The following is a 16,231-nucleotide window of genomic DNA, read 5'->3' as shown; positions in this document are numbered from 1 at the left end:
AAGTAACGCTGCCAGCGCTTAAGCGAGCAAAGACCATGGACAACACCAATATCCGAATCCGGCTGAAGGCTTTCGATCATCGCGTGCTCGACACGTCGACGAGCGAGATCGTGAGCACGGCCAAGCGGACGGGCGCGCAGGTTCGCGGTCCGATCCCGCTGCCGACCGGCATCGAGAAGTTCACGGTCAATCGCTCGCCGCACATCGACAAGAAGTCGCGCGAGCAGTTCGAGATCCGCACCCACAAGCGGGTCCTCGATATCGTCGATCCCACCCCGCAGACGGTCGACGCGCTGATGAAGCTCGACCTCGCCTCGGGCGTGGACGTCGAGATCAAGCTCGGCGCCTAAGGGACAGGAAGAGAAGGAACAGGACCATGCGTTGCGGTCTCGTCACCCAGAAGGTCGGCATGACCCGCGTCTTCAACGACGCTGGTGAGCATGTGCCTGTGACCGTTCTGAAGGTCGACCAGCTCCAGGTCGTCGCCGTCCGCTCGGAAGAGAAGGACAAGTACACCGCCGTCCAGCTCGGCTACGGCAAGGCCAAGGTCAAGAACGTGAGCCAGCCCAACCGCGGCCACTTCGCCAAGGCCAAGGTCGAGCCGAAGAAGAAGCTGGTCGAGTTCCGCGTCGCCAAGGACGCCGTGCTCGAGGTCGGCGCCGAGCTCGTGCCGAGCCACTTCGTGCCCGGCCAGTTCGTCGACGTCATCGGCACCACCATCGGCCGCGGCTTCACCGGCTCGATGGTGCGCTGGAACTTCCACGGCCTGGAAGCCAGCCACGGCGTGTCGGTCTCGCACCGCAGCCACGGCTCGACTGGTAACCGCCAGGATCCTGGCCGCACCTTCCCCGGCAAGAAGATGGCCGGCCACTACGGCCACGAGCGCGTGACCACGCAGAACCTCAAGATCGTCGCCGCCGACGACGAGAAGGGCCTGCTGCTGGTCTCCGGCGCCGTCCCCGGCCCGCGTGGCGGCTACATCATCGTCAAGGACGCCTCCAAGCGCGCCCGCCCCAAGGATGCCCCGTATCCGGCCGGCCTGCGCAAGGCTGCTGGCGAGGCGGCGGCTCCCGCGGCGGAAGCGCCGGCGGCGGCCCCGGAAGCCACCGGGCCTGCGGCTTAAGGACGGAACCATGAAGATCGCAGTCAAGACCATCGAGGGCGGCAGTGCCGGCGAGATCGAACTCGCCGACGGCGTGTTCGCCGTCCCCGTCCGCAAGGACATCCTGCAGCGCTGCATCGTGTGGCAGCTGTCGCGTCGCCAGCAGGGCACGCACAAGACCAAGGGGCGCGCCGAAGTGACGGCGACGGCCAAGAAGATGTACGCCCAGAAGGGTACCGGCCGCGCCCGCCACGGCAACGAGGCGGCGCCGCAGTTCCGCGGCGGCGGCAAGGCCTTCGGTCCGGTGGTGCGCAGCCATGCCTCCGACCTGCCGAAGAAGGTGCGCAAGCTCGCGCTGCGCACGGCGCTGTCGGCCAAGGCGGCCGAGGGCAAGCTGATCGTGGTCGAGGCCGCGACGCTCGCCGAGCCCAAGACGGCCCAGCTCAAGACCCACTTCGGCAAGCTCGGCGTGTCGAGCGTGCTGGTCATCGCCGGCGCTGAGGTCGACACCAACTTCGCGCGCGCCGCGGCCAACATCGCCCACGTCGATGTGCTGCCGCAGCAGGGCGCCAACGTCTACGACATCCTGCGCCGCGACACGCTGGTGCTGACCAAGGATGCCGTGAAGCATCTCGAGGAGCGCCTGCAATGAGCGTCAAGGCGAACAGGGCCGCTGTGGGAGCCACCGTTTCCCGCGCCCGCATGTACGAAGTGATCCGCTCGCCGCTGATCACGGAAAAGACCACCAACGGCTCCGAGCACGGCCAGGTGACCTTCCGTGTGGCGTCGGACGCCACCAAGCCCGAGATCAAGCAGGCCGTCGAAGGCCTGTTCAAGGTCAAGGTGAAGGCGATCAACACCGTCACCGTGAAGGGCAAGAAGAAGATCTTCCGCGGCCGTCCCGGCGTGCGGAGCGACTGGAAGAAAGCGATCGTCTCGCTGGTCGAGGGTCACAAGATCGACGTGACCACGGGCCTGTAGGACGGGGGACAGAAGTATGGCTCTTAAGACTTACAAGCCGATCACGCCGTCGCTGCGACAGCTGGTCATCGTCGACCGTACGGGCCTGTGGAAGGGCAAGCCGGTCAAGGCGCTGACGCGCGGTAAGAAGAAGACCGGCGGCCGCAACAACCACGGCCGAATCACCAGCAACCACATGGGCGGCGGGCACAAGCAGCGCCTGCGCCTGGTCGACTTCAAGCGCCGCAAGTTCGATGTTGCCGCGACCGTCGAGCGCCTGGAGTACGACCCCAACCGGTCGGCCTTCATCGCCCTGATCAAGTATGCCGACGGCGAGCTCGCCTACATCCTGGCGCCGCAGCGCCTCAAGGCGGGCGACGAGGTCGTGTCGGGCCAGCGCGTCGACATCAAGCCGGGCAACGCCATGCCGCTTGGCAACATGCCGGTGGGCACCATCGTGCATAACGTCGAGCTGAAGATCGGCAAGGGCGGCCAGCTGGCGCGTTCGGCCGGCACCTACGCCCAGCTCGTCGGCAAGGACGCGGGCTACGCCCAGATCAAGCTCAACTCGGGCGAGCTGCGCCTGGTGCCGGGCGACTGCCTGGCCACCGTCGGCGCGGTGTCGAACCCCGACAACCAGAACATCGTGATCGGCAAGGCCGGCCGCCAGCGTTGGCTGGGCCGTCGCCCGGTCGTTCGCGGCGTCGCCATGAACCCGGTCGATCACCCGCACGGCGGCGGCGAAGGCCGCACCTCGGGCGGCCGCCACCCGGTCACCCCGTGGGGCAAGCCGACCAAGGGCAAGAAGACCCGCAAGAACAAGGCGACGGACAAGTTCATCATCCGCCGCCGTAGCGCGACGCGCTGACGAGGAGACAGCACAGTGGCACGTTCCGTTTGGAAGGGTCCCTTCGTCGAGGGGAGCCTCATCAAGAAGGCCGAGAAGTCGCGGCAGACCGTGCGCAGCGAGGTCATCAAGACCTGGTCGCGGCGCTCGACGATCCTGCCGCAGTTCGTCGGCCTGACGTTCGGCGTCTACAACGGCAAGAAGTTCATCCCGGTGAACGTCACCGAGGAAATGGTCGGTCACAAGCTCGGCGAGTTCTCGCCGACGCGGACCTTCCATAACCACTCGGGCGACAAGAAGGTCTCGAAGGACTAACCGATGAGCAAGGCATCCAATCCCCGCCGCGAGGCGGACAACGAGGCCAAGGTCGTGCTGCGCACCATCCGCATCAGCCCGCGCAAGCTCGACCTCGTGGCCGCCACCATCCGCGGCAAGAAGGCGGCCTATGCCGTCAACGAGCTCACCTTCTCCAAGAAGCGCATCGCGCAGGACGTGAAGAAGGCGCTGAACTCGGCCATCGCCAACGCCGAGAACAACCACAACCTCGACGTCGATCGCCTGATCGTGGCCGAGGCTTCGGTCGGCAAGGGCCTCGTCATGAAGCGCTTCCACACCCGTGGCCGCGGCCGCGCGGCCGGCATCGTCAAGCCGTTCAGCCATCTCACCATCGTGGTGCGTGAGCGCGCCGAGGCGGAGGAAAAGTAATGGGTCAGAAGGTCAATCCCATCGGCCTCAGGCTCGGCATCAACCGCACCTGGGACTCCCGCTGGTACGCCGAGGGCGGCGAATACTCCAAGATGCTCCATGAGGACATCCACATCCGCAAGGTGCTGCGCGAGCGCCTGGCCCAGGCGGGCGTGGCCAAGATCGTCATCGAGCGTCCGGCCAAGCGCGCCCGCGTCACCATCCATACGGCCCGTCCGGGCGTGGTGATCGGCAAGAAGGGCGCCGACATCGAGAAGCTGCGCGGCGACCTCGCCAAGATGACCAAGGGCGAAGTGGCCCTGAACATCGTCGAGATCCGCAAGCCCGAGATCGACGCCACGCTGATCGCCGAGAACATCGCCCAGCAGCTCGAGCGCCGCGTCGCCTTCCGTCGCGCCATGAAGCGCGCCGTGCAGTCGGCCATGCGTCTGGGCGCCCAGGGCATCCGCATCAACTGCTCGGGTCGCCTGGGCGGCGCCGAAATCGCCCGCATGGAATGGTACCGCGAGGGTCGCGTGCCGCTGCACACGCTGCGCGCCGACATCGACTACGGCACCGCTACCGCCTTCACCACCTTCGGCACCTGCGGCGTCAAGGTCTGGGTGTTCAAGGGCGAGATCATGGCCCACGACCCGATGGCGCACGACAAGCGCGCCGAGGAAGCCGCCCCGCAGCGCACGCCCGCCCGGGTCGAGCGTTCGGAGCAGAGGGACGCGTAAGACATCATGCTGCAACCCAAGCGCACCAAGTACCGCAAGGCCTTCAAGGGCCGTATTCGCGGCGCCGCCAAGGGCGGTTTCAACCTCGACTTCGGCGCCTTCGGCCTGAAGGCGATGGAGCCCGACCGCCTGACGGCGCGCCAGATCGAGGCCGCCCGCCGCGCCATCACGCGCCACATGAAGCGCGCCGGTCGTGTGTGGATCCGCGTTTTCCCGGACGTGCCGGTGTCCAAGAAGCCGGCCGAGGTCCGCATGGGCTCGGGCAAGGGCGCGCCGGAATTCTGGGCGGCCCGCGTCAAGCCCGGCCGCGTGCTGTTCGAGCTCGATGGCGTGTCGGTCCAGGTCGCCCGCGAGGCGCTCGAGCTGGCCGCCGCCAAGCTGCCGATCAAGACGCGCTTCGTCGCCCGCGTCGGCGCCGAAGGCTGAGGAGATAGTCATGAAGGCCAGCGATCTGCGCCCCAAGACCCAGGACCAGCTCAAGGAAGAGCTCGGCAGCCTGCGCAAGGAAGCATTCAACCTGCGTTTCCAGAAGGCCGGCGGACAGCTCGGCAAGACGGGTCGCGTGCGCCAGGTGCGCCGCGACATCGCCCGCATCAAGACGGTGCTGGGCGAGAAGGCCGCGGGTTAAGGAGCAAGACATGCCGAAGCGAGTTCTGGAAGGCGTCATCGTCAGCGACAAGATGGACAAGACCATCGTCGTCAAGGTCGAGCGGCGCGTTCAGCATCCGATCTACAAGAAGTTCATTCGCCGCTCGAAGAAGTATCACGCGCACGACGAGGCCAATGCCTACAAGGGCAAGGTCGGCGAGCTCGTGCGCATCCGCGAGTGCCGCCCGCTGTCCAAGACCAAGAGCTGGGAAGTTCTGGTCGAGGCAGCCAAGGCCTAGGACGGAGCAACAGTCATGATCCAGATGCGTACGAACCTCGAGGTCGCCGACAATTCCGGCGCCCGTCGAGTGCAGTGCATCAAGGTGCTGGGCGGCTCGCGCCGCAAGTATGCCAGCGTCGGTGATGTCATCGTCGTCTCCATCAAGGAGGCGATCCCGCGCGGCCGCGTGAAGAAGGGCGAGGTGCATCGCGCCGTCGTCGTGCGCACGTCGTTCCCGCTGCGCCGCGTCGATGGCAGCGCCATCCGCTTCGACCGCAACGCTGCCGTCCTGATCAGCAAGCAGGACGAGCCGATCGGCACCCGTATCTTCGGACCGGTGACGCGCGAGCTGCGCGCCAAGAAGTTCATGAAGATCATCTCGCTCGCGCCGGAGGTGCTCTGAGCCATGGCCAACAAGCTCAAGATCCGCAAGGGCGACCGCGTGAAGGTCATCGCCGGCCGCAGCAAGGGCAAGATCGGCGACGTCCTGCGCGTGAACGCCGCTGACCAGCGCGTGGTCGTGTCGGGCGTCAACGTCATCAAGCGCCACACCAAGCCCAGCCGTAGCGAGCAGGGCGGCATCATCGAACGCGAGGCCGCGATCCACGTGTCGAACGTGGCCCTGCTTGATCCAAAGACCGACAAGCCGACCAAGATCGGCTTCAAGTTCCTCGAAGATGGTCGGAAGGTGCGCTTCGCGCGCGGTTCCGGCGAAACAATCGACCGCTAGGAGAACGGGCCATGCCCGCGCGACTGCAAGAACACTACACCAAGACCGTTCGTGAGGCGCTCACGAAGGAGTTCTCCTACAAGAACGCCTTCGAGGTGCCGAAGCTCGACAAGATCGTCATCAACATGGGCGTCGGCGAGGCGGTCAACGACCGCAAGGCCGTCGACGGTGCCGCGGCGGAGCTTGCCGCCATCACCGGTCAGAAGCCGGTGGTGACCAAGTCGCGCACATCGATCGCGACCTTCAAGCTGCGCGAAGGCATGGCAATCGGCGCCAAGGTCACGCTGCGTCGCGACCGCATGTACGAGTTCATCGATCGCCTGATCAACATCGCCCTGCCGCGCGTCCGCGACTTCCGCGGCCTGAACGGCAAGTCGTTCGACGGCCGTGGCAACTTCGCCATGGGCCTCAAGGAGCAGATCGTGTTCCCAGAGATCGACTACGACAAGGTCGACCAGGTGCGCGGCATGGACATCATCATCTGCACGACAGCGAAGACGGACGCGGAAGCCAAGGCGCTTCTCCGTGCTTTCGACTTCCCGTTCGTGAACTGAGGCCGGAGAACAAAATGGCCAAGACGAGTTCAGTCGAGAAGAACAACCGGCGCGCCAAGATGGTGGAGCAGTACGCCGCCAAGCGCGCCAAGCTGAAAGAGATGGCTGTCGACGACAGGCTGACTCCGGAGGAGCGCTTCGGCGCGCGGCTCAAGCTTGCCAAGCTGCCGCGCAATTCGTCGCCGACGCGCGTTCGCAATCGGTGCGAGATAACCGGGCGCCCGCGCGCCGTTTATCGCAAGTTCAAGCTGTCGCGCCTGGCGCTGCGTCAGCTGGCCTCGCTGGGCGCTCTGCCCGGCGTCGTGAAGTCGAGCTGGTAACGGGGGCCGTAGACCATGTCTATGACAGATCCTGTCGGTGATTTGCTGACACGCATCCGCAACGGCCAGTCGGCGCGCCTCGACAGCGTGACCGTGCCGGCCTCGCGGCTCCGGTCGAACGTTCTCGATGTGCTGCAGCGCGAAGGCTACATCCGCGGCTGGTTCGAGGAGGAGCTTCGTCCAGGCGTGAAGGAGATTCGCGTCGAGCTGAAGTACGACAACGGCCGTCCGGTCATCAAGGAGATCAAGCGCGTCTCCACCCCGGGTCGCCGCGTCTATTCGAAGATCCGCGAGCTGCCGCGCCACTTCAACGGGCTTGGCATCTCGATCCTGTCCACGCCGCGCGGCGTCATGTCCGACGCCGAGGCGCGTGCCGCCAATGTCGGCGGCGAAGTCATCTGCAAGGTGTTCTAGCCATGTCGCGCGTCGGCAAGAATCCGGTCGTCGTCCCCGCAGGGGTGACTGTCGATCTTAAGGGCCAGCATCTCAAGGCCAAGGGCAAGCGTGGTGAGCTGCAGTTCACGGTGCACGACGATGTCGAGGTCACCCGTGACGGCGATGCGCTCAGCTTCAAGCCGCGCAACGATAGCCGCCGCGCCCGCATGCAGTGGGGCACGGCACGCAACCTCGCCAGCAATCTGGTGAAGGGCGTGTCGGATGGCTTCACCATCAACCTCGAGATCAACGGCGTCGGCTATCGCGCCCAGGCCGATGCCAAGAACCTGAAGCTGCAGCTCGGCTTCAGCCATGACGTCGAGGTGCCGATTCCCGCCGGCATCCAGATCAAGGCGCTGAAGCCGACCGAGATCGAGATCACCGGCGCAGATCGTCAGAAGGTGGGCCAGCTCGCGGCCGAGATCCGCAGCCTGCGTCCGCCCGAGCCCTACAAGGGCAAGGGCATCAAATACTCGACCGAGACGATCCGGCGCAAGGAAGGCAAGAAGAAGTAGAGGCCGATCATGTCCAAGACCAACGCTCTTTTTGCTCGCCGCCAGCGGCGCACGCGTTACGCGCTGCGCCAGGCTGCCGGTGGCCGCCCACGCCTCAGCGTCTTCCGCTCGGGCAAGCACATCTACGCCCAGGTCATCGACGACAAGAAGGGGGCGACGCTCGCCTCCGCCTCGTCGCTCGATGCCGACGTCAAGGGCAAGATCAAGACCGGCGCCGACAAGTCGGCGGCGGCCGAGGTCGGCAAGCTTATCGCCGCCCGCGCCATCGCCGCCGGCGTCAAGGAAGTGGTCTTCGACCGCGGCGGTTACATGTATCACGGCCGCGTTGCTGCGCTGGCCACTGCCGCCCGTGAGGGCGGCCTGTCGTTCTGAGGAGTTAGCACATGGCTCGTTCACCCGGTGGTTCCGGCCGTGGCCCGCGCGATCGTGGTCGTGACCGCGACCGCGACGAGGAAAACGAACTGAAGGACAAGCTGGTCACCATCAATCGCGTGGCGAAGGTGGTGAAGGGCGGCCGGCGCTTCGCCTTCGCGGCGATCGTGGTGGTCGGCGACCAGCGCGGCCGTGTCGGCCACGGCGCCGGCAAGGCGCGTGAGGTTCCCGAGGCGATCCGCAAGGCGACGGAAGCCGCCAAGCGCGGCCTGATCCGCGTGCCGCTGCGCGACGGCCGCACGCTGCATCACGACGTCAAGGGGCGCTTCGGCGCCGGCAAGGTGACGCTGCGCGCGGCTCCGGCCGGTACCGGCATCATCGCCGGTGGCCCGATGCGCGCCGTGTTCGAGACGCTCGGTATCAAGGACATCGTCGCCAAGTCGGTCGGCACATCGAACCCGCACAACATGATCAAGGCGACGTTCGTGGCCCTGCAGCAGCTCAACTCGCCGCGCATGGTCGCCACCCGCCGCGGCAAGAAGGTCGGCGACCTGCTGGGCCGTCGTGACGAGACGACCGGCGCCGCCGAGGCGACGGCTTAAGGAGCACGGTCATGGCCGAAGGCAAGAAGATCAGGATCACCCAGACCGGCAGCCACATCGGCCGCACGGACGACCAGCGCGCCACGCTGATCGGCCTGGGGCTGAACAAGCGCCATCGCACCCGCGAGCTCGTGGACAGCCCCGAGGTGCGCGGCATGATCAACAAGGTGCGCCACTTGGTGCGCGTTGAAGACGACAAGGCCGCCTAAGTCGGTGGCTTGAAGGGATCGACGATGAAACTCAACGAAATCGCCGACAACGCCGGAGCCCGCAAGGCGCGCATGCGCGTCGGCCGCGGCATCGGCTCGGGCAAGGGCAAGACCGCCGGTCGTGGCGTGAAGGGCCAGAAGTCGCGTACGGGCGTGGCCATCAAGGGCTTCGAAGGCGGCCAGATGCCGCTCTACCGCCGCATCCCCAAGCGCGGCTTCCTGCCGCCGAATCAGAAGTCCTGGCAGGTGGTCAACCTCGGCACGCTGCAGAAGGCGATCGACGAGAACAAGCTCGATGCCACCAAGCCGATCGACGCTGCCGCCATGCTGGCGGCCGGCCTGTTCAAGAGGGCGTTCGATGGCGTGCGCCTCCTTGGAAAAGGCGAGATCAAGACCAAGATCGAAGTGAAGGTCGCGGGCGCCTCGGCGTCGGCGATCGCCGCGGTCGAGAAGGCCGGCGGCAAGGTCGAGCTGCCGCCCAAGGCCCAAGCCGAGGCGGCCTGAACCCTTCACGCGTGAGGTTCCATGGCGTCCGCGGCTGAGCAACTTGCATCCAACCTGAACTGGGGCGCGATCGGTAAGGCGACCGAGCTCAAGAAGCGCCTGTGGTTCACCGTGGCCGCGCTGGTTGTCTTTCGCATCGGCGCCTACGTGCCGGTGCCCGGCGTCGATCCGCACGCCCTGGCCGAGATCTTCCAGCAGAACGCCGGCGGCATCGCCGGCATGCTCGACGTGTTCTCGGGCGGCTCGATCGGCCGCATGTCGGTGCTGGCGCTCTCGATCATGCCGTACATCTCGGCCTCCATCATCATGCAGATCCTGACGACGGTCGTGCCGTCGCTCGAAGCGCTGAAAAAGGAAGGTGAGGCCGGCCGCAAGAAGATCAACCAGTACACGCGCTACGGCACGGTGATCCTGGCGGCCTTCCAGGCTTACGGTATCGCGGTCGGGCTGGAGAGCCAGTCGGCCTCGATGGGGCCGGTCGTGATCGATCCCGGACTGTTCTTCCGCTTCGTCACCGTGGTCACCCTGGTCGGCGGCACGCTGTTCCTGATGTGGCTCGGCGAGCAGATCACCGCCCGCGGCGTCGGCAACGGCGTTTCATTGATCATCTTCGCCGGCATCGTGGCCGCACTGCCGGGCGCCATGATCCAGACCCTCGAGCTCGGCCGTACCGGCGCCTTGTCGGCGCTGTTCATCATTGCGCTGATGGTCGGCGTCGTGGTCGTCGTGGCGGTCGTGGTGTTCATGGAGACGGCGCAGCGGCGCATCATCGTCCAATATCCCAAACGCCAGGTCGGCAACCGCATGTATGGCGGCGAGGCCTCGCACCTGCCGCTCAAGATCAACACCTCGGGCGTCATCCCGCCGATCTTCGCGTCTTCGCTGCTGCTCTTCCCGGCGACCATCGCCGGCATCCAGGGCAATGCCGGCGAGCCCGGCTGGGTCCAGTGGATTTCGACCTATCTCGGCCACGGCCAGCCGCTCTACCTGCTTGCCTATGTCGGCTTGATCGTCTTCTTCTGCTTCTTCTATACGACCGTCGTCTTCAACCCGACCGACACGGCCGACAACCTGAAGAAGAACGGCGGCTTCGTGCCGGGCATCCGTCCGGGCAAGAACACCGCCGAGTACCTGGAATACATCCTGAATCGCCTGACCGTGATCGGCGCCCTCTACCTCTCGGCGGTCTGCATCCTGCCCGAGCTGCTGATCGCCCGCGGCGGCGTGCCGTTCTACTTCGGCGGCACCAGCCTCCTGATCGTGGTCTCGGTGACGCTCGACACGGTGACCCAGATCCAGGCGCACCTGCTGGCGCATCAGTACGAGGGCCTCATCAAGAAGGCTCGCTTGCGGGGTCGCCGGTGAGCAGCGGGTCGATGAACATCATCCTTCTGGGACCGCCGGGCGCCGGAAAGGGCACCCAGGCGCAGCGCCTGCAGGCCGAGAAGGGCATGGTCCAGCTCTCGACCGGCGACATGCTGCGTGCCGCGGTGGCCTCGGGCAGTGAGCTCGGCATGAAGGCCAAGGGCATCATGGAGCGGGGCGAGCTGGTGCCCGATTCGCTGATGGTCGGCCTGATCCAGGACCGCATCGCCCAGCCCGACGCCGCCAAGGGCTTCATCCTGGACGGCTTCCCGCGCACCGAGGCCCAGGCCAAGGCGCTGGACGACATGCTGGCCAAGGCCGGCAAGAAGCTCGATCGCGTGGTCGAGATGGAAGTCGACGAGCAGGCCCTGACCGAGCGCATCGTCGGCCGCTTTACCTGCGCCAAGTGCGGCACGGGCTACCACGACAAGTTCAAGCGGCCCAAGGTCGATGGGGTCTGCGACGTCTGCGGGTCGAAGGAATTCACCCGCCGCAAGGATGATAATGCAGAGACCATGAAGACACGTATGGTGGCCTATCGCGCCCAGACCGAGCCTCTGCTGCCCTATTACGGGGCCCGCGGGGTGCTCAGGAAGGTCGATGGCATGGCCGCCATGGACGAAGTTTACCGTCAAATCTCCGGGGTTTTATCGGGGGCTTGACAAGTTTGAGTTCCGTTGACTCGGCCGCGCGCATCCCTATAATCGCGCGCTTTTCCGGGGCCAGCGGAACGTGTGACGGGCGCGCATTAGCGCGCCGTAAGTCTTTGAAGGAGTTGGAACTTTGGCTCGTATAGCCGGCGTGAACATTCCCACCGCCAAGCGCGTCGTGGTGGGGCTGCAATACATCCACGGGATCGGCGAGGCGAAAGCCAAGGAGATCCTGGGGAAAGTGGGGATCGACGTGTCGCGGCGTGTGAATACGCTGACCGACGACGAGGTCATCCGCATCCGCGAGACCATCGACCGCGACTACACGGTCGAGGGTGATCTGCGGCGCGAAGTGTCGATGAACATCAAGCGTCTGATGGACCTCGCCTGCTACCGCGGCCTGCGGCACCGCCGCGGGTTGCCCGTCCGTGGCCAGCGCACGCATACCAATGCGCGCACCCGCAAGGGCCCGGCCAAGCCGATCGCCGGCAAGAAGAAAGTCACGAAGTAAGTCGAAGGGATCCGGATCATGGCCAAGCCTGCAGCCGCCGCGACCGGCGGCGCCGCCTCCGGCGCGCGCCCCCGCCGCAAGGAGCGCAAGAACATCATCGCCGGCGTCGCTCACGTGAACGCCTCGTTCAACAACACGATCGTCACGATCACCGACGCGCAGGGCAACACCATCGCCTGGTCGTCGTCGGGCCAGCAGGGCTTCAAGGGCTCGCGCAAGTCGACGCCGTTCGCCGCCCAGATGGCCGCCGAGAATGCCGGCCGCAAGGCCATGGAGCACGGCATGCGCACGCTCGAGATCGAAGTGCGCGGCCCGGGTTCGGGACGCGAGTCGGCGCTGCGCGCGCTGCAGGCGGTCGGCCTTGCCGTCACCGCCATCCGCGACGTGACGCCGATCCCGCATAACGGCTGCCGTCCGCCGAAGCGTCGTCGCGTCTGAGTTTTTGCCGTGGCGGCGCGCTTCTTGCGCCGCCCGCTTTTGAGAACGTTGCGGCGTGCCCACCGGGCGCGCCTGAACCAACCGGTCTAGAGGGGTAGCCCACGTGCTTCAGAAGAACTGGCAGGACCTGATCAAGCCGGAGAAGCTTGTCACCGAAGCCGGCGTCGATTCAGGTCGTACCGCGACCATCGTCGCCGAGCCGCTCGAGCGCGGCTTCGGTCTCACGCTCGGCAACGCGCTGCGTCGCGTGTTGCTCTCCTCGCTGCAGGGTGCGGCCGTCACGTCGATCAAGATCGACAACGTGCTGCATGAGTTTTCGTCGATTCCCGGCGTCCGCGAGGACGTGGTCGACATCGTGCTCAACATCAAGGCCATGGCCGTGAAGATGCAGGGCGATCGCCCGCAGCGTCTATACCTGCGCGCCGTTGGTCCCGGAGAGGTCACGGCCGGCATGATCGAGCTGCCGGGCGACGTCCAGATCATGGATCCCAAGCACCTGATCTGCACGCTCGACGACGGCGCCTCGATCTCGATGGAGCTGATGGTCGCCACCGGCAAGGGCTACATCCCGGCCTCGGCCAACCGGCCAGAGGATGCGCCGATCGGCCTGATCCCGGTCGATTCGGTGTTCAGCCCGGTCAAGCGCGTCTCCTACAAGATCGAGAACAGCCGCGTCGGCCAGGTCACCGACTACGACAAGCTGTCGATGACGGTCGAGACCAACGGGACGACCCGTCCGGACGATGCCGTGGCGCTCGCCGCGCGCATCCTGCAGGACCAGCTGCAGCTCTTCATCAACTTCGAGGAGCCGCGCGAGGTCCGCAAGGAAGAGCAGCAGGACGACTTCCCGTTCAACCGCAACCTGCTGCGCAAGGTCGACGAGCTCGAGCTGTCGGTGCGTTCGGCCAACTGCCTGAAGAACGACAACATCATCTACATCGGCGATCTGGTGCAGAAGACCGAGGCGGAGATGCTGCGCACGCCGAACTTCGGCCGCAAGTCGCTGAACGAGATCAAGGAAGTGCTGGCCGGCATGGGCCTCCACCTGGGCATGGAAATCCCGGGCTGGCCGCCGGACAACATCGAAGAGATGGCAAAGCGGCTGGAAGAGCCGTACTAGGCCGGCAGAAGGGATTTAGTCATGCGTCACAACAATCGCGGTCGGAAGTTCCACCGCACGGCGGAGCATCGCAAGGCGATGTTCATGAATCTGGCCGGTGCTCTCATCAAGCACGAGCAGATCACGACCACGCTGCACAAGGCGAAGGACCTGCGTCCGATCGTCGAGAAGCTGGTCACGCTCGGCAAGCGGGGCGGCCTGCACGCCCGCCGCCAGGCGATCGGCTTCCTGCGCGATCCCTATATCGCCGACAAGCTGTTCACCACGCTGGGCCCGCGCTACGCCAAGCGCTCCGGCGGCTACCTGCGTGTGCTGAAGGCGGGCTTCCGCTTCGGCGACGCCGCGCCGATGGCCGTGATCGAGTTCGTCGAGCGCGACACCGCCGCCAAGGGCCAGGACTCCGGTCCGTCGGCCGAGCAGGCCGAGCAGCAGGAAGCGGCGTAAGCCTCTTTCCACGGATTGCACGACACGCCCGCCGGCCGCGCCGGCGGGCGTTTTGTTTGGTAGTCTGCGTCCATGATGCTGACCTTCAGAACGGCGATGCTGTCCGAGAGCGAAGAGGTCGGGCGTGTCATACGCGCGGCCTTCACGCCCTATGTCCGCGCCCTGGGGCGCGAGTGGCCTACCGCCGGATCTGCTGGGTTTGCCGAAGCGTTGGCGCGATTTGTGGCGGAACTCGAGCGCGGCGACGTCTATGTCGCTTTGGACGGCGAGCAGATCGTCGGCGCCGTCAGGACGAAACCGCAGGAGAACGCGCTCTACATCGACCAGATCGCCGTCGATCCGCCCCGACAGGGCACCGGCGTCGGCAGCTGGCTGCTGGCGCGGATCGATGAGCTGGCCCGATCGCGCGGCCTTGGCGGCCTGACGCTCGAGACCGCCGAGATGGCCGAGGCCAACATTCGCCTCTACCGGCGGCACGGCTTCGAGATCGTGGACCGTCGCCCACCCGACCACGGCCTGGATGCGCACATGCGCGTCCATATGGCGAAGGTGTTCTAGCTCGGCCGAGTTTTACGGGCGCCGAAGGCGAGTTCGTAAAGGAACGATATGATCAGTATGGAAATGACGTGGCGTAGAAAAAAAGAAATCAGAAGAACCAAGGGAGAATAGATTTTCAGGGGCAGCAATCCGTAATCGATGGCAATGTATCCCACCGGCAAGTTCACCAGGATGAAGACCGGGGCAGCTGCAACAACGTCCCGATACCCCCGCAGCTCCGCGTGGAAAGCTGGAAAGTGGCCCATCAGGAAAATCGCATAGGAAGCACAGGAAAATACCAGGAGAAAAATCACGATCATCCGAGGAAGGTATCTTGCAAAGAAGATTGCAATGAAGATGCCACGAAGGAACCAGAGTGAGATCCGGCAAAGCTCCCCGAATATGTTGTGCTCCTTGATGGTCAGATAGTAGTCATGGATCGTATGGTGGGTGGCCGTCCAATGAACGGTGGCATCGGACACCACGATGCCCGTGAGCACGACGAGAAGCCTCACCGGCCAGTGATTCATCGCCCGTCCGCAGGCGCGACGACCGTTTCCGAAGGCGGCTGCCAGCCGGCGGCCAAAGTGCCTTGATTGACCGGAAGTCATGCTGGCGCACCCGGGAAAACGAGCATCACGCGTCCCAGGCGATGGGATAGCGGTTGAAGCCGCGGAAGCGGGCGCGGCCGCCGCGCTCGGGCGTGCCGTCACGGTGAAGACCGTCGAAGCGGTCGACCAGCCGGCCGATGGCGATCGTGCCCTCCATGCGCGCCAGCACGGCGCCCAGGCACATGTGCACCCCCGAGCCGAAGGCGAAGTGGCGGTTGGGCTCGCGGCCGGCGTCGAAACGGTCGGGTTCGGCGAACTGCGCCGGATCTCGGTTGGCGGCGCCAATGCCGATATGGATGTAGGTGCCGGCGGCAAGCTTTTCGCCGCCGATTTCGAGGTCGGAGGCGAGGCGGCGATTGCCGAGCTGGTTGGAGCTCTCGAAGCGCAGCCCTTCCTCGACGCAGCTCTTGAGCAGCGCCGGGTTCTCCTGCAATCGCCGCAGCTCATCGGGAAAGCGCAGCAGGGCATCGATCGTGTTGCCGATCAGGTTGGTCGTGGTCTCGTGGCCGGCGTTCAGCAGGAAGATGCAGTTCTGCACCAGCTCGTCATGCGTCAGCCGCTCGCTGTCGACCTCGCCGTGGATCAGCGTGCCCAGCACATCGCGGTCGTCGGCCGGCCGCTTGCGCCGCTCGGCGACGAGATCGTCGAGGTAGGCCGAGAACTCGGCGACGGCGGCATTGCCCGCCGCCTGGCGCTCGGGTCCGGCCACCGGTTCGAGCGCTCCGAGGATGGCGAGCGAATAGCGCCGGAACGGCGCCCGTTCGCCCGACCGCACGCCCAGCATGTCGCAGATCACCTCGACGGGCAGCCGGAAGGCGAAGTCCTCGATCAGGTCCATGCGGCCCTTGTCGGCATGCTCGGCCAGCAGCCCGTCGACCACGGCCTCGATGCGCGGCTGCAGGGCCGCCAGCGCGCGTGGCGTGAAGGCCGCGGCCAAAAGCTTGCGCACGCGCGTGTGCAAGGGCGGGTCGTTGAACACCAGGCTCGTGGTGTGATGCCTGTAGAGGGGCGTGCCGACGCCGAACTTGGGACCGAACTCGGCTTTCTTGTCGGACCGCATCACTGGGTCTCGATAGCAGACCGCGACGTCGGCATAGCGCGACAGGAACACGC

The 16,231-nt window shown here is 65.8% G+C and carries 30 protein-coding genes; 28 read left to right on the top strand and 2 right to left on the bottom strand.

What is annotated here, in order from left to right; all coding sequences use genetic code 11:
• Positions 1-35 precede the first annotated feature (35 nt).
• From rpsJ to RSO01_RS18040, 28 genes are all read left to right on the top strand, one after another.
• The gene (gene rpsJ / locus RSO01_RS18175) at positions 36-350 is read left to right on the top strand and encodes a 30S ribosomal protein S10 (RefSeq protein WP_092829904.1); all 315 of its coding nucleotides are present in this window, start codon (positions 36-38) and stop codon (positions 348-350) included.
• A gap of 26 nt (positions 351-376) precedes the next feature.
• Positions 377-1,123, top strand: a complete 747-nt coding sequence (rplC, locus tag RSO01_RS18170; protein ID WP_147150557.1) for a 50S ribosomal protein L3 — start codon at positions 377-379, stop codon at positions 1,121-1,123.
• A gap of 10 nt (positions 1,124-1,133) precedes the next feature.
• Entirely contained in the window at positions 1,134-1,754 is a 621-nt protein-coding gene (rplD, locus tag RSO01_RS18165) for a 50S ribosomal protein L4 (RefSeq protein WP_147150556.1), read from the top strand.
• Positions 1,751-2,083: a 50S ribosomal protein L23 gene (locus tag RSO01_RS18160; RefSeq protein WP_092829901.1), complete on the top strand. Its 333-nt coding sequence runs from the start codon at positions 1,751-1,753 to the stop codon at positions 2,081-2,083. The genes rplD and RSO01_RS18160 overlap by 4 nt, the downstream gene beginning before the upstream one ends.
• Positions 2,084-2,099: 16 nt before the next feature.
• Positions 2,100-2,930: a 50S ribosomal protein L2 gene (gene rplB, locus RSO01_RS18155; RefSeq protein ID WP_147150555.1), complete on the top strand. Its 831-nt coding sequence runs from the start codon at positions 2,100-2,102 to the stop codon at positions 2,928-2,930.
• Between the two features lie 15 nt (positions 2,931-2,945).
• A complete protein-coding gene (gene rpsS, locus RSO01_RS18150; protein ID WP_147150554.1) occupies positions 2,946-3,224 on the top strand; it encodes a 30S ribosomal protein S19 in 279 nt (92 codons plus the stop codon).
• A gap of 3 nt (positions 3,225-3,227) precedes the next feature.
• Positions 3,228-3,614: a 50S ribosomal protein L22 gene (gene rplV, locus RSO01_RS18145; RefSeq protein ID WP_147150553.1), complete on the top strand. Its 387-nt coding sequence runs from the start codon at positions 3,228-3,230 to the stop codon at positions 3,612-3,614.
• Complete coding sequence (gene rpsC, locus RSO01_RS18140) at positions 3,614-4,333, top strand: 30S ribosomal protein S3 (protein ID WP_147150552.1); 720 nt, start codon at positions 3,614-3,616, stop codon at positions 4,331-4,333. The genes rplV and rpsC overlap by 1 nt, the downstream gene beginning before the upstream one ends.
• A 6-nt stretch (positions 4,334-4,339) precedes the next feature.
• On the top strand, positions 4,340-4,759 hold the full coding sequence (gene rplP, locus RSO01_RS18135; protein ID WP_147150551.1) for a 50S ribosomal protein L16: 420 nt from the start codon (positions 4,340-4,342) through the stop codon (positions 4,757-4,759).
• A 10-nt stretch (positions 4,760-4,769) separates the two neighbouring features.
• Complete coding sequence (gene rpmC / locus RSO01_RS18130) at positions 4,770-4,961, top strand: 50S ribosomal protein L29 (protein WP_147150550.1); 192 nt, start codon at positions 4,770-4,772, stop codon at positions 4,959-4,961.
• A 10-nt stretch (positions 4,962-4,971) separates the two neighbouring features.
• A complete protein-coding gene (gene rpsQ, locus RSO01_RS18125) occupies positions 4,972-5,220 on the top strand; it encodes a 30S ribosomal protein S17 (RefSeq protein ID WP_147150549.1) in 249 nt (82 codons plus the stop codon).
• A 15-nt stretch (positions 5,221-5,235) separates the two neighbouring features.
• On the top strand, positions 5,236-5,604 hold the full coding sequence (gene rplN / locus RSO01_RS18120) for a 50S ribosomal protein L14 (RefSeq protein ID WP_092829893.1): 369 nt from the start codon (positions 5,236-5,238) through the stop codon (positions 5,602-5,604).
• Between the two features lie 3 nt (positions 5,605-5,607).
• Entirely contained in the window at positions 5,608-5,931 is a 324-nt protein-coding gene (gene rplX, locus RSO01_RS18115) for a 50S ribosomal protein L24 (protein WP_147150548.1), read from the top strand.
• A gap of 11 nt (positions 5,932-5,942) precedes the next feature.
• Positions 5,943-6,485: a 50S ribosomal protein L5 gene (gene rplE / locus RSO01_RS18110; RefSeq protein WP_147150547.1), complete on the top strand. Its 543-nt coding sequence runs from the start codon at positions 5,943-5,945 to the stop codon at positions 6,483-6,485.
• Positions 6,486-6,499: 14 nt separating this feature from the next.
• Positions 6,500-6,805, top strand: a complete 306-nt coding sequence (rpsN, locus tag RSO01_RS18105; protein ID WP_147150546.1) for a 30S ribosomal protein S14 — start codon at positions 6,500-6,502, stop codon at positions 6,803-6,805.
• A gap of 15 nt (positions 6,806-6,820) precedes the next feature.
• Positions 6,821-7,219, top strand: coding sequence for a 30S ribosomal protein S8 (rpsH, locus tag RSO01_RS18100; protein ID WP_147150545.1), 399 nt, complete (start codon positions 6,821-6,823; stop codon positions 7,217-7,219).
• Between the two features lie 2 nt (positions 7,220-7,221).
• Positions 7,222-7,755, top strand: a complete 534-nt coding sequence (gene rplF / locus RSO01_RS18095; protein ID WP_147150544.1) for a 50S ribosomal protein L6 — start codon at positions 7,222-7,224, stop codon at positions 7,753-7,755.
• Between the two features lie 9 nt (positions 7,756-7,764).
• A complete protein-coding gene (gene rplR / locus RSO01_RS18090) occupies positions 7,765-8,127 on the top strand; it encodes a 50S ribosomal protein L18 (protein WP_147150543.1) in 363 nt (120 codons plus the stop codon).
• Positions 8,128-8,138: 11 nt separating this feature from the next.
• On the top strand, positions 8,139-8,729 hold the full coding sequence (gene rpsE / locus RSO01_RS18085) for a 30S ribosomal protein S5 (RefSeq protein ID WP_147150542.1): 591 nt from the start codon (positions 8,139-8,141) through the stop codon (positions 8,727-8,729).
• Positions 8,730-8,740: 11 nt separating this feature from the next.
• Positions 8,741-8,938, top strand: coding sequence for a 50S ribosomal protein L30 (gene rpmD / locus RSO01_RS18080; protein WP_147150541.1), 198 nt, complete (start codon positions 8,741-8,743; stop codon positions 8,936-8,938).
• A 24-nt stretch (positions 8,939-8,962) separates the two neighbouring features.
• Positions 8,963-9,442, top strand: a complete 480-nt coding sequence (rplO, locus tag RSO01_RS18075; protein ID WP_147150540.1) for a 50S ribosomal protein L15 — start codon at positions 8,963-8,965, stop codon at positions 9,440-9,442.
• A gap of 21 nt (positions 9,443-9,463) precedes the next feature.
• The gene (gene secY / locus RSO01_RS18070; RefSeq protein ID WP_147150539.1) at positions 9,464-10,807 is read left to right on the top strand and encodes a preprotein translocase subunit SecY; all 1,344 of its coding nucleotides are present in this window, start codon (positions 9,464-9,466) and stop codon (positions 10,805-10,807) included.
• A gap of 11 nt (positions 10,808-10,818) precedes the next feature.
• Positions 10,819-11,469 (top strand): adenylate kinase, encoded by a 651-nt coding sequence (locus tag RSO01_RS18065; protein WP_147150538.1) that lies wholly within the window; start codon positions 10,819-10,821, stop codon positions 11,467-11,469.
• A 121-nt stretch (positions 11,470-11,590) separates the two neighbouring features.
• Positions 11,591-11,968, top strand: a complete 378-nt coding sequence (gene rpsM, locus RSO01_RS18060) for a 30S ribosomal protein S13 (protein WP_147150537.1) — start codon at positions 11,591-11,593, stop codon at positions 11,966-11,968.
• 18 nt (positions 11,969-11,986) lie between these two features.
• Positions 11,987-12,406 (top strand): 30S ribosomal protein S11, encoded by a 420-nt coding sequence (gene rpsK / locus RSO01_RS18055; protein ID WP_147150536.1) that lies wholly within the window; start codon positions 11,987-11,989, stop codon positions 12,404-12,406.
• Between the two features lie 103 nt (positions 12,407-12,509).
• On the top strand, positions 12,510-13,526 hold the full coding sequence (locus RSO01_RS18050; protein ID WP_092829866.1) for a DNA-directed RNA polymerase subunit alpha: 1,017 nt from the start codon (positions 12,510-12,512) through the stop codon (positions 13,524-13,526).
• Positions 13,527-13,547: 21 nt separating this feature from the next.
• On the top strand, positions 13,548-13,970 hold the full coding sequence (gene rplQ, locus RSO01_RS18045) for a 50S ribosomal protein L17 (RefSeq protein ID WP_147150535.1): 423 nt from the start codon (positions 13,548-13,550) through the stop codon (positions 13,968-13,970).
• 72 nt (positions 13,971-14,042) lie between these two features.
• Positions 14,043-14,528, top strand: coding sequence for a GNAT family N-acetyltransferase (locus tag RSO01_RS18040; protein WP_147150534.1), 486 nt, complete (start codon positions 14,043-14,045; stop codon positions 14,526-14,528).
• On the opposite strand, the gene RSO01_RS18035 is transcribed toward RSO01_RS18040, so the two are convergent.
• The gene (locus RSO01_RS18035) at positions 14,525-15,118 is read right to left on the bottom strand and encodes a hypothetical protein (RefSeq protein WP_147150533.1); all 594 of its coding nucleotides are present in this window, start codon (positions 15,116-15,118) and stop codon (positions 14,525-14,527) included. The genes RSO01_RS18040 and RSO01_RS18035 overlap by 4 nt on opposite strands.
• A gap of 25 nt (positions 15,119-15,143) precedes the next feature.
• Positions 15,144-16,181 carry a cytochrome P450 gene (locus tag RSO01_RS18030; protein ID WP_373867926.1) on the bottom strand — a complete coding sequence of 346 codons (1,038 nt, stop codon included), beginning with the start codon at positions 16,179-16,181 and terminating at the stop codon, positions 15,144-15,146.
• Between the last annotated feature and the right edge of the window lie 50 nt (positions 16,182-16,231).

This window comes from Reyranella soli, assembly GCF_007992495.1.
GTDB classification, from domain to species: Bacteria; Pseudomonadota; Alphaproteobacteria; order Reyranellales; family Reyranellaceae; genus Reyranella; species Reyranella soli.
The sequence above is the reverse complement of the archived record's forward strand: the minus strand, read 5'-3'. Positions and strand labels throughout refer to the sequence as shown.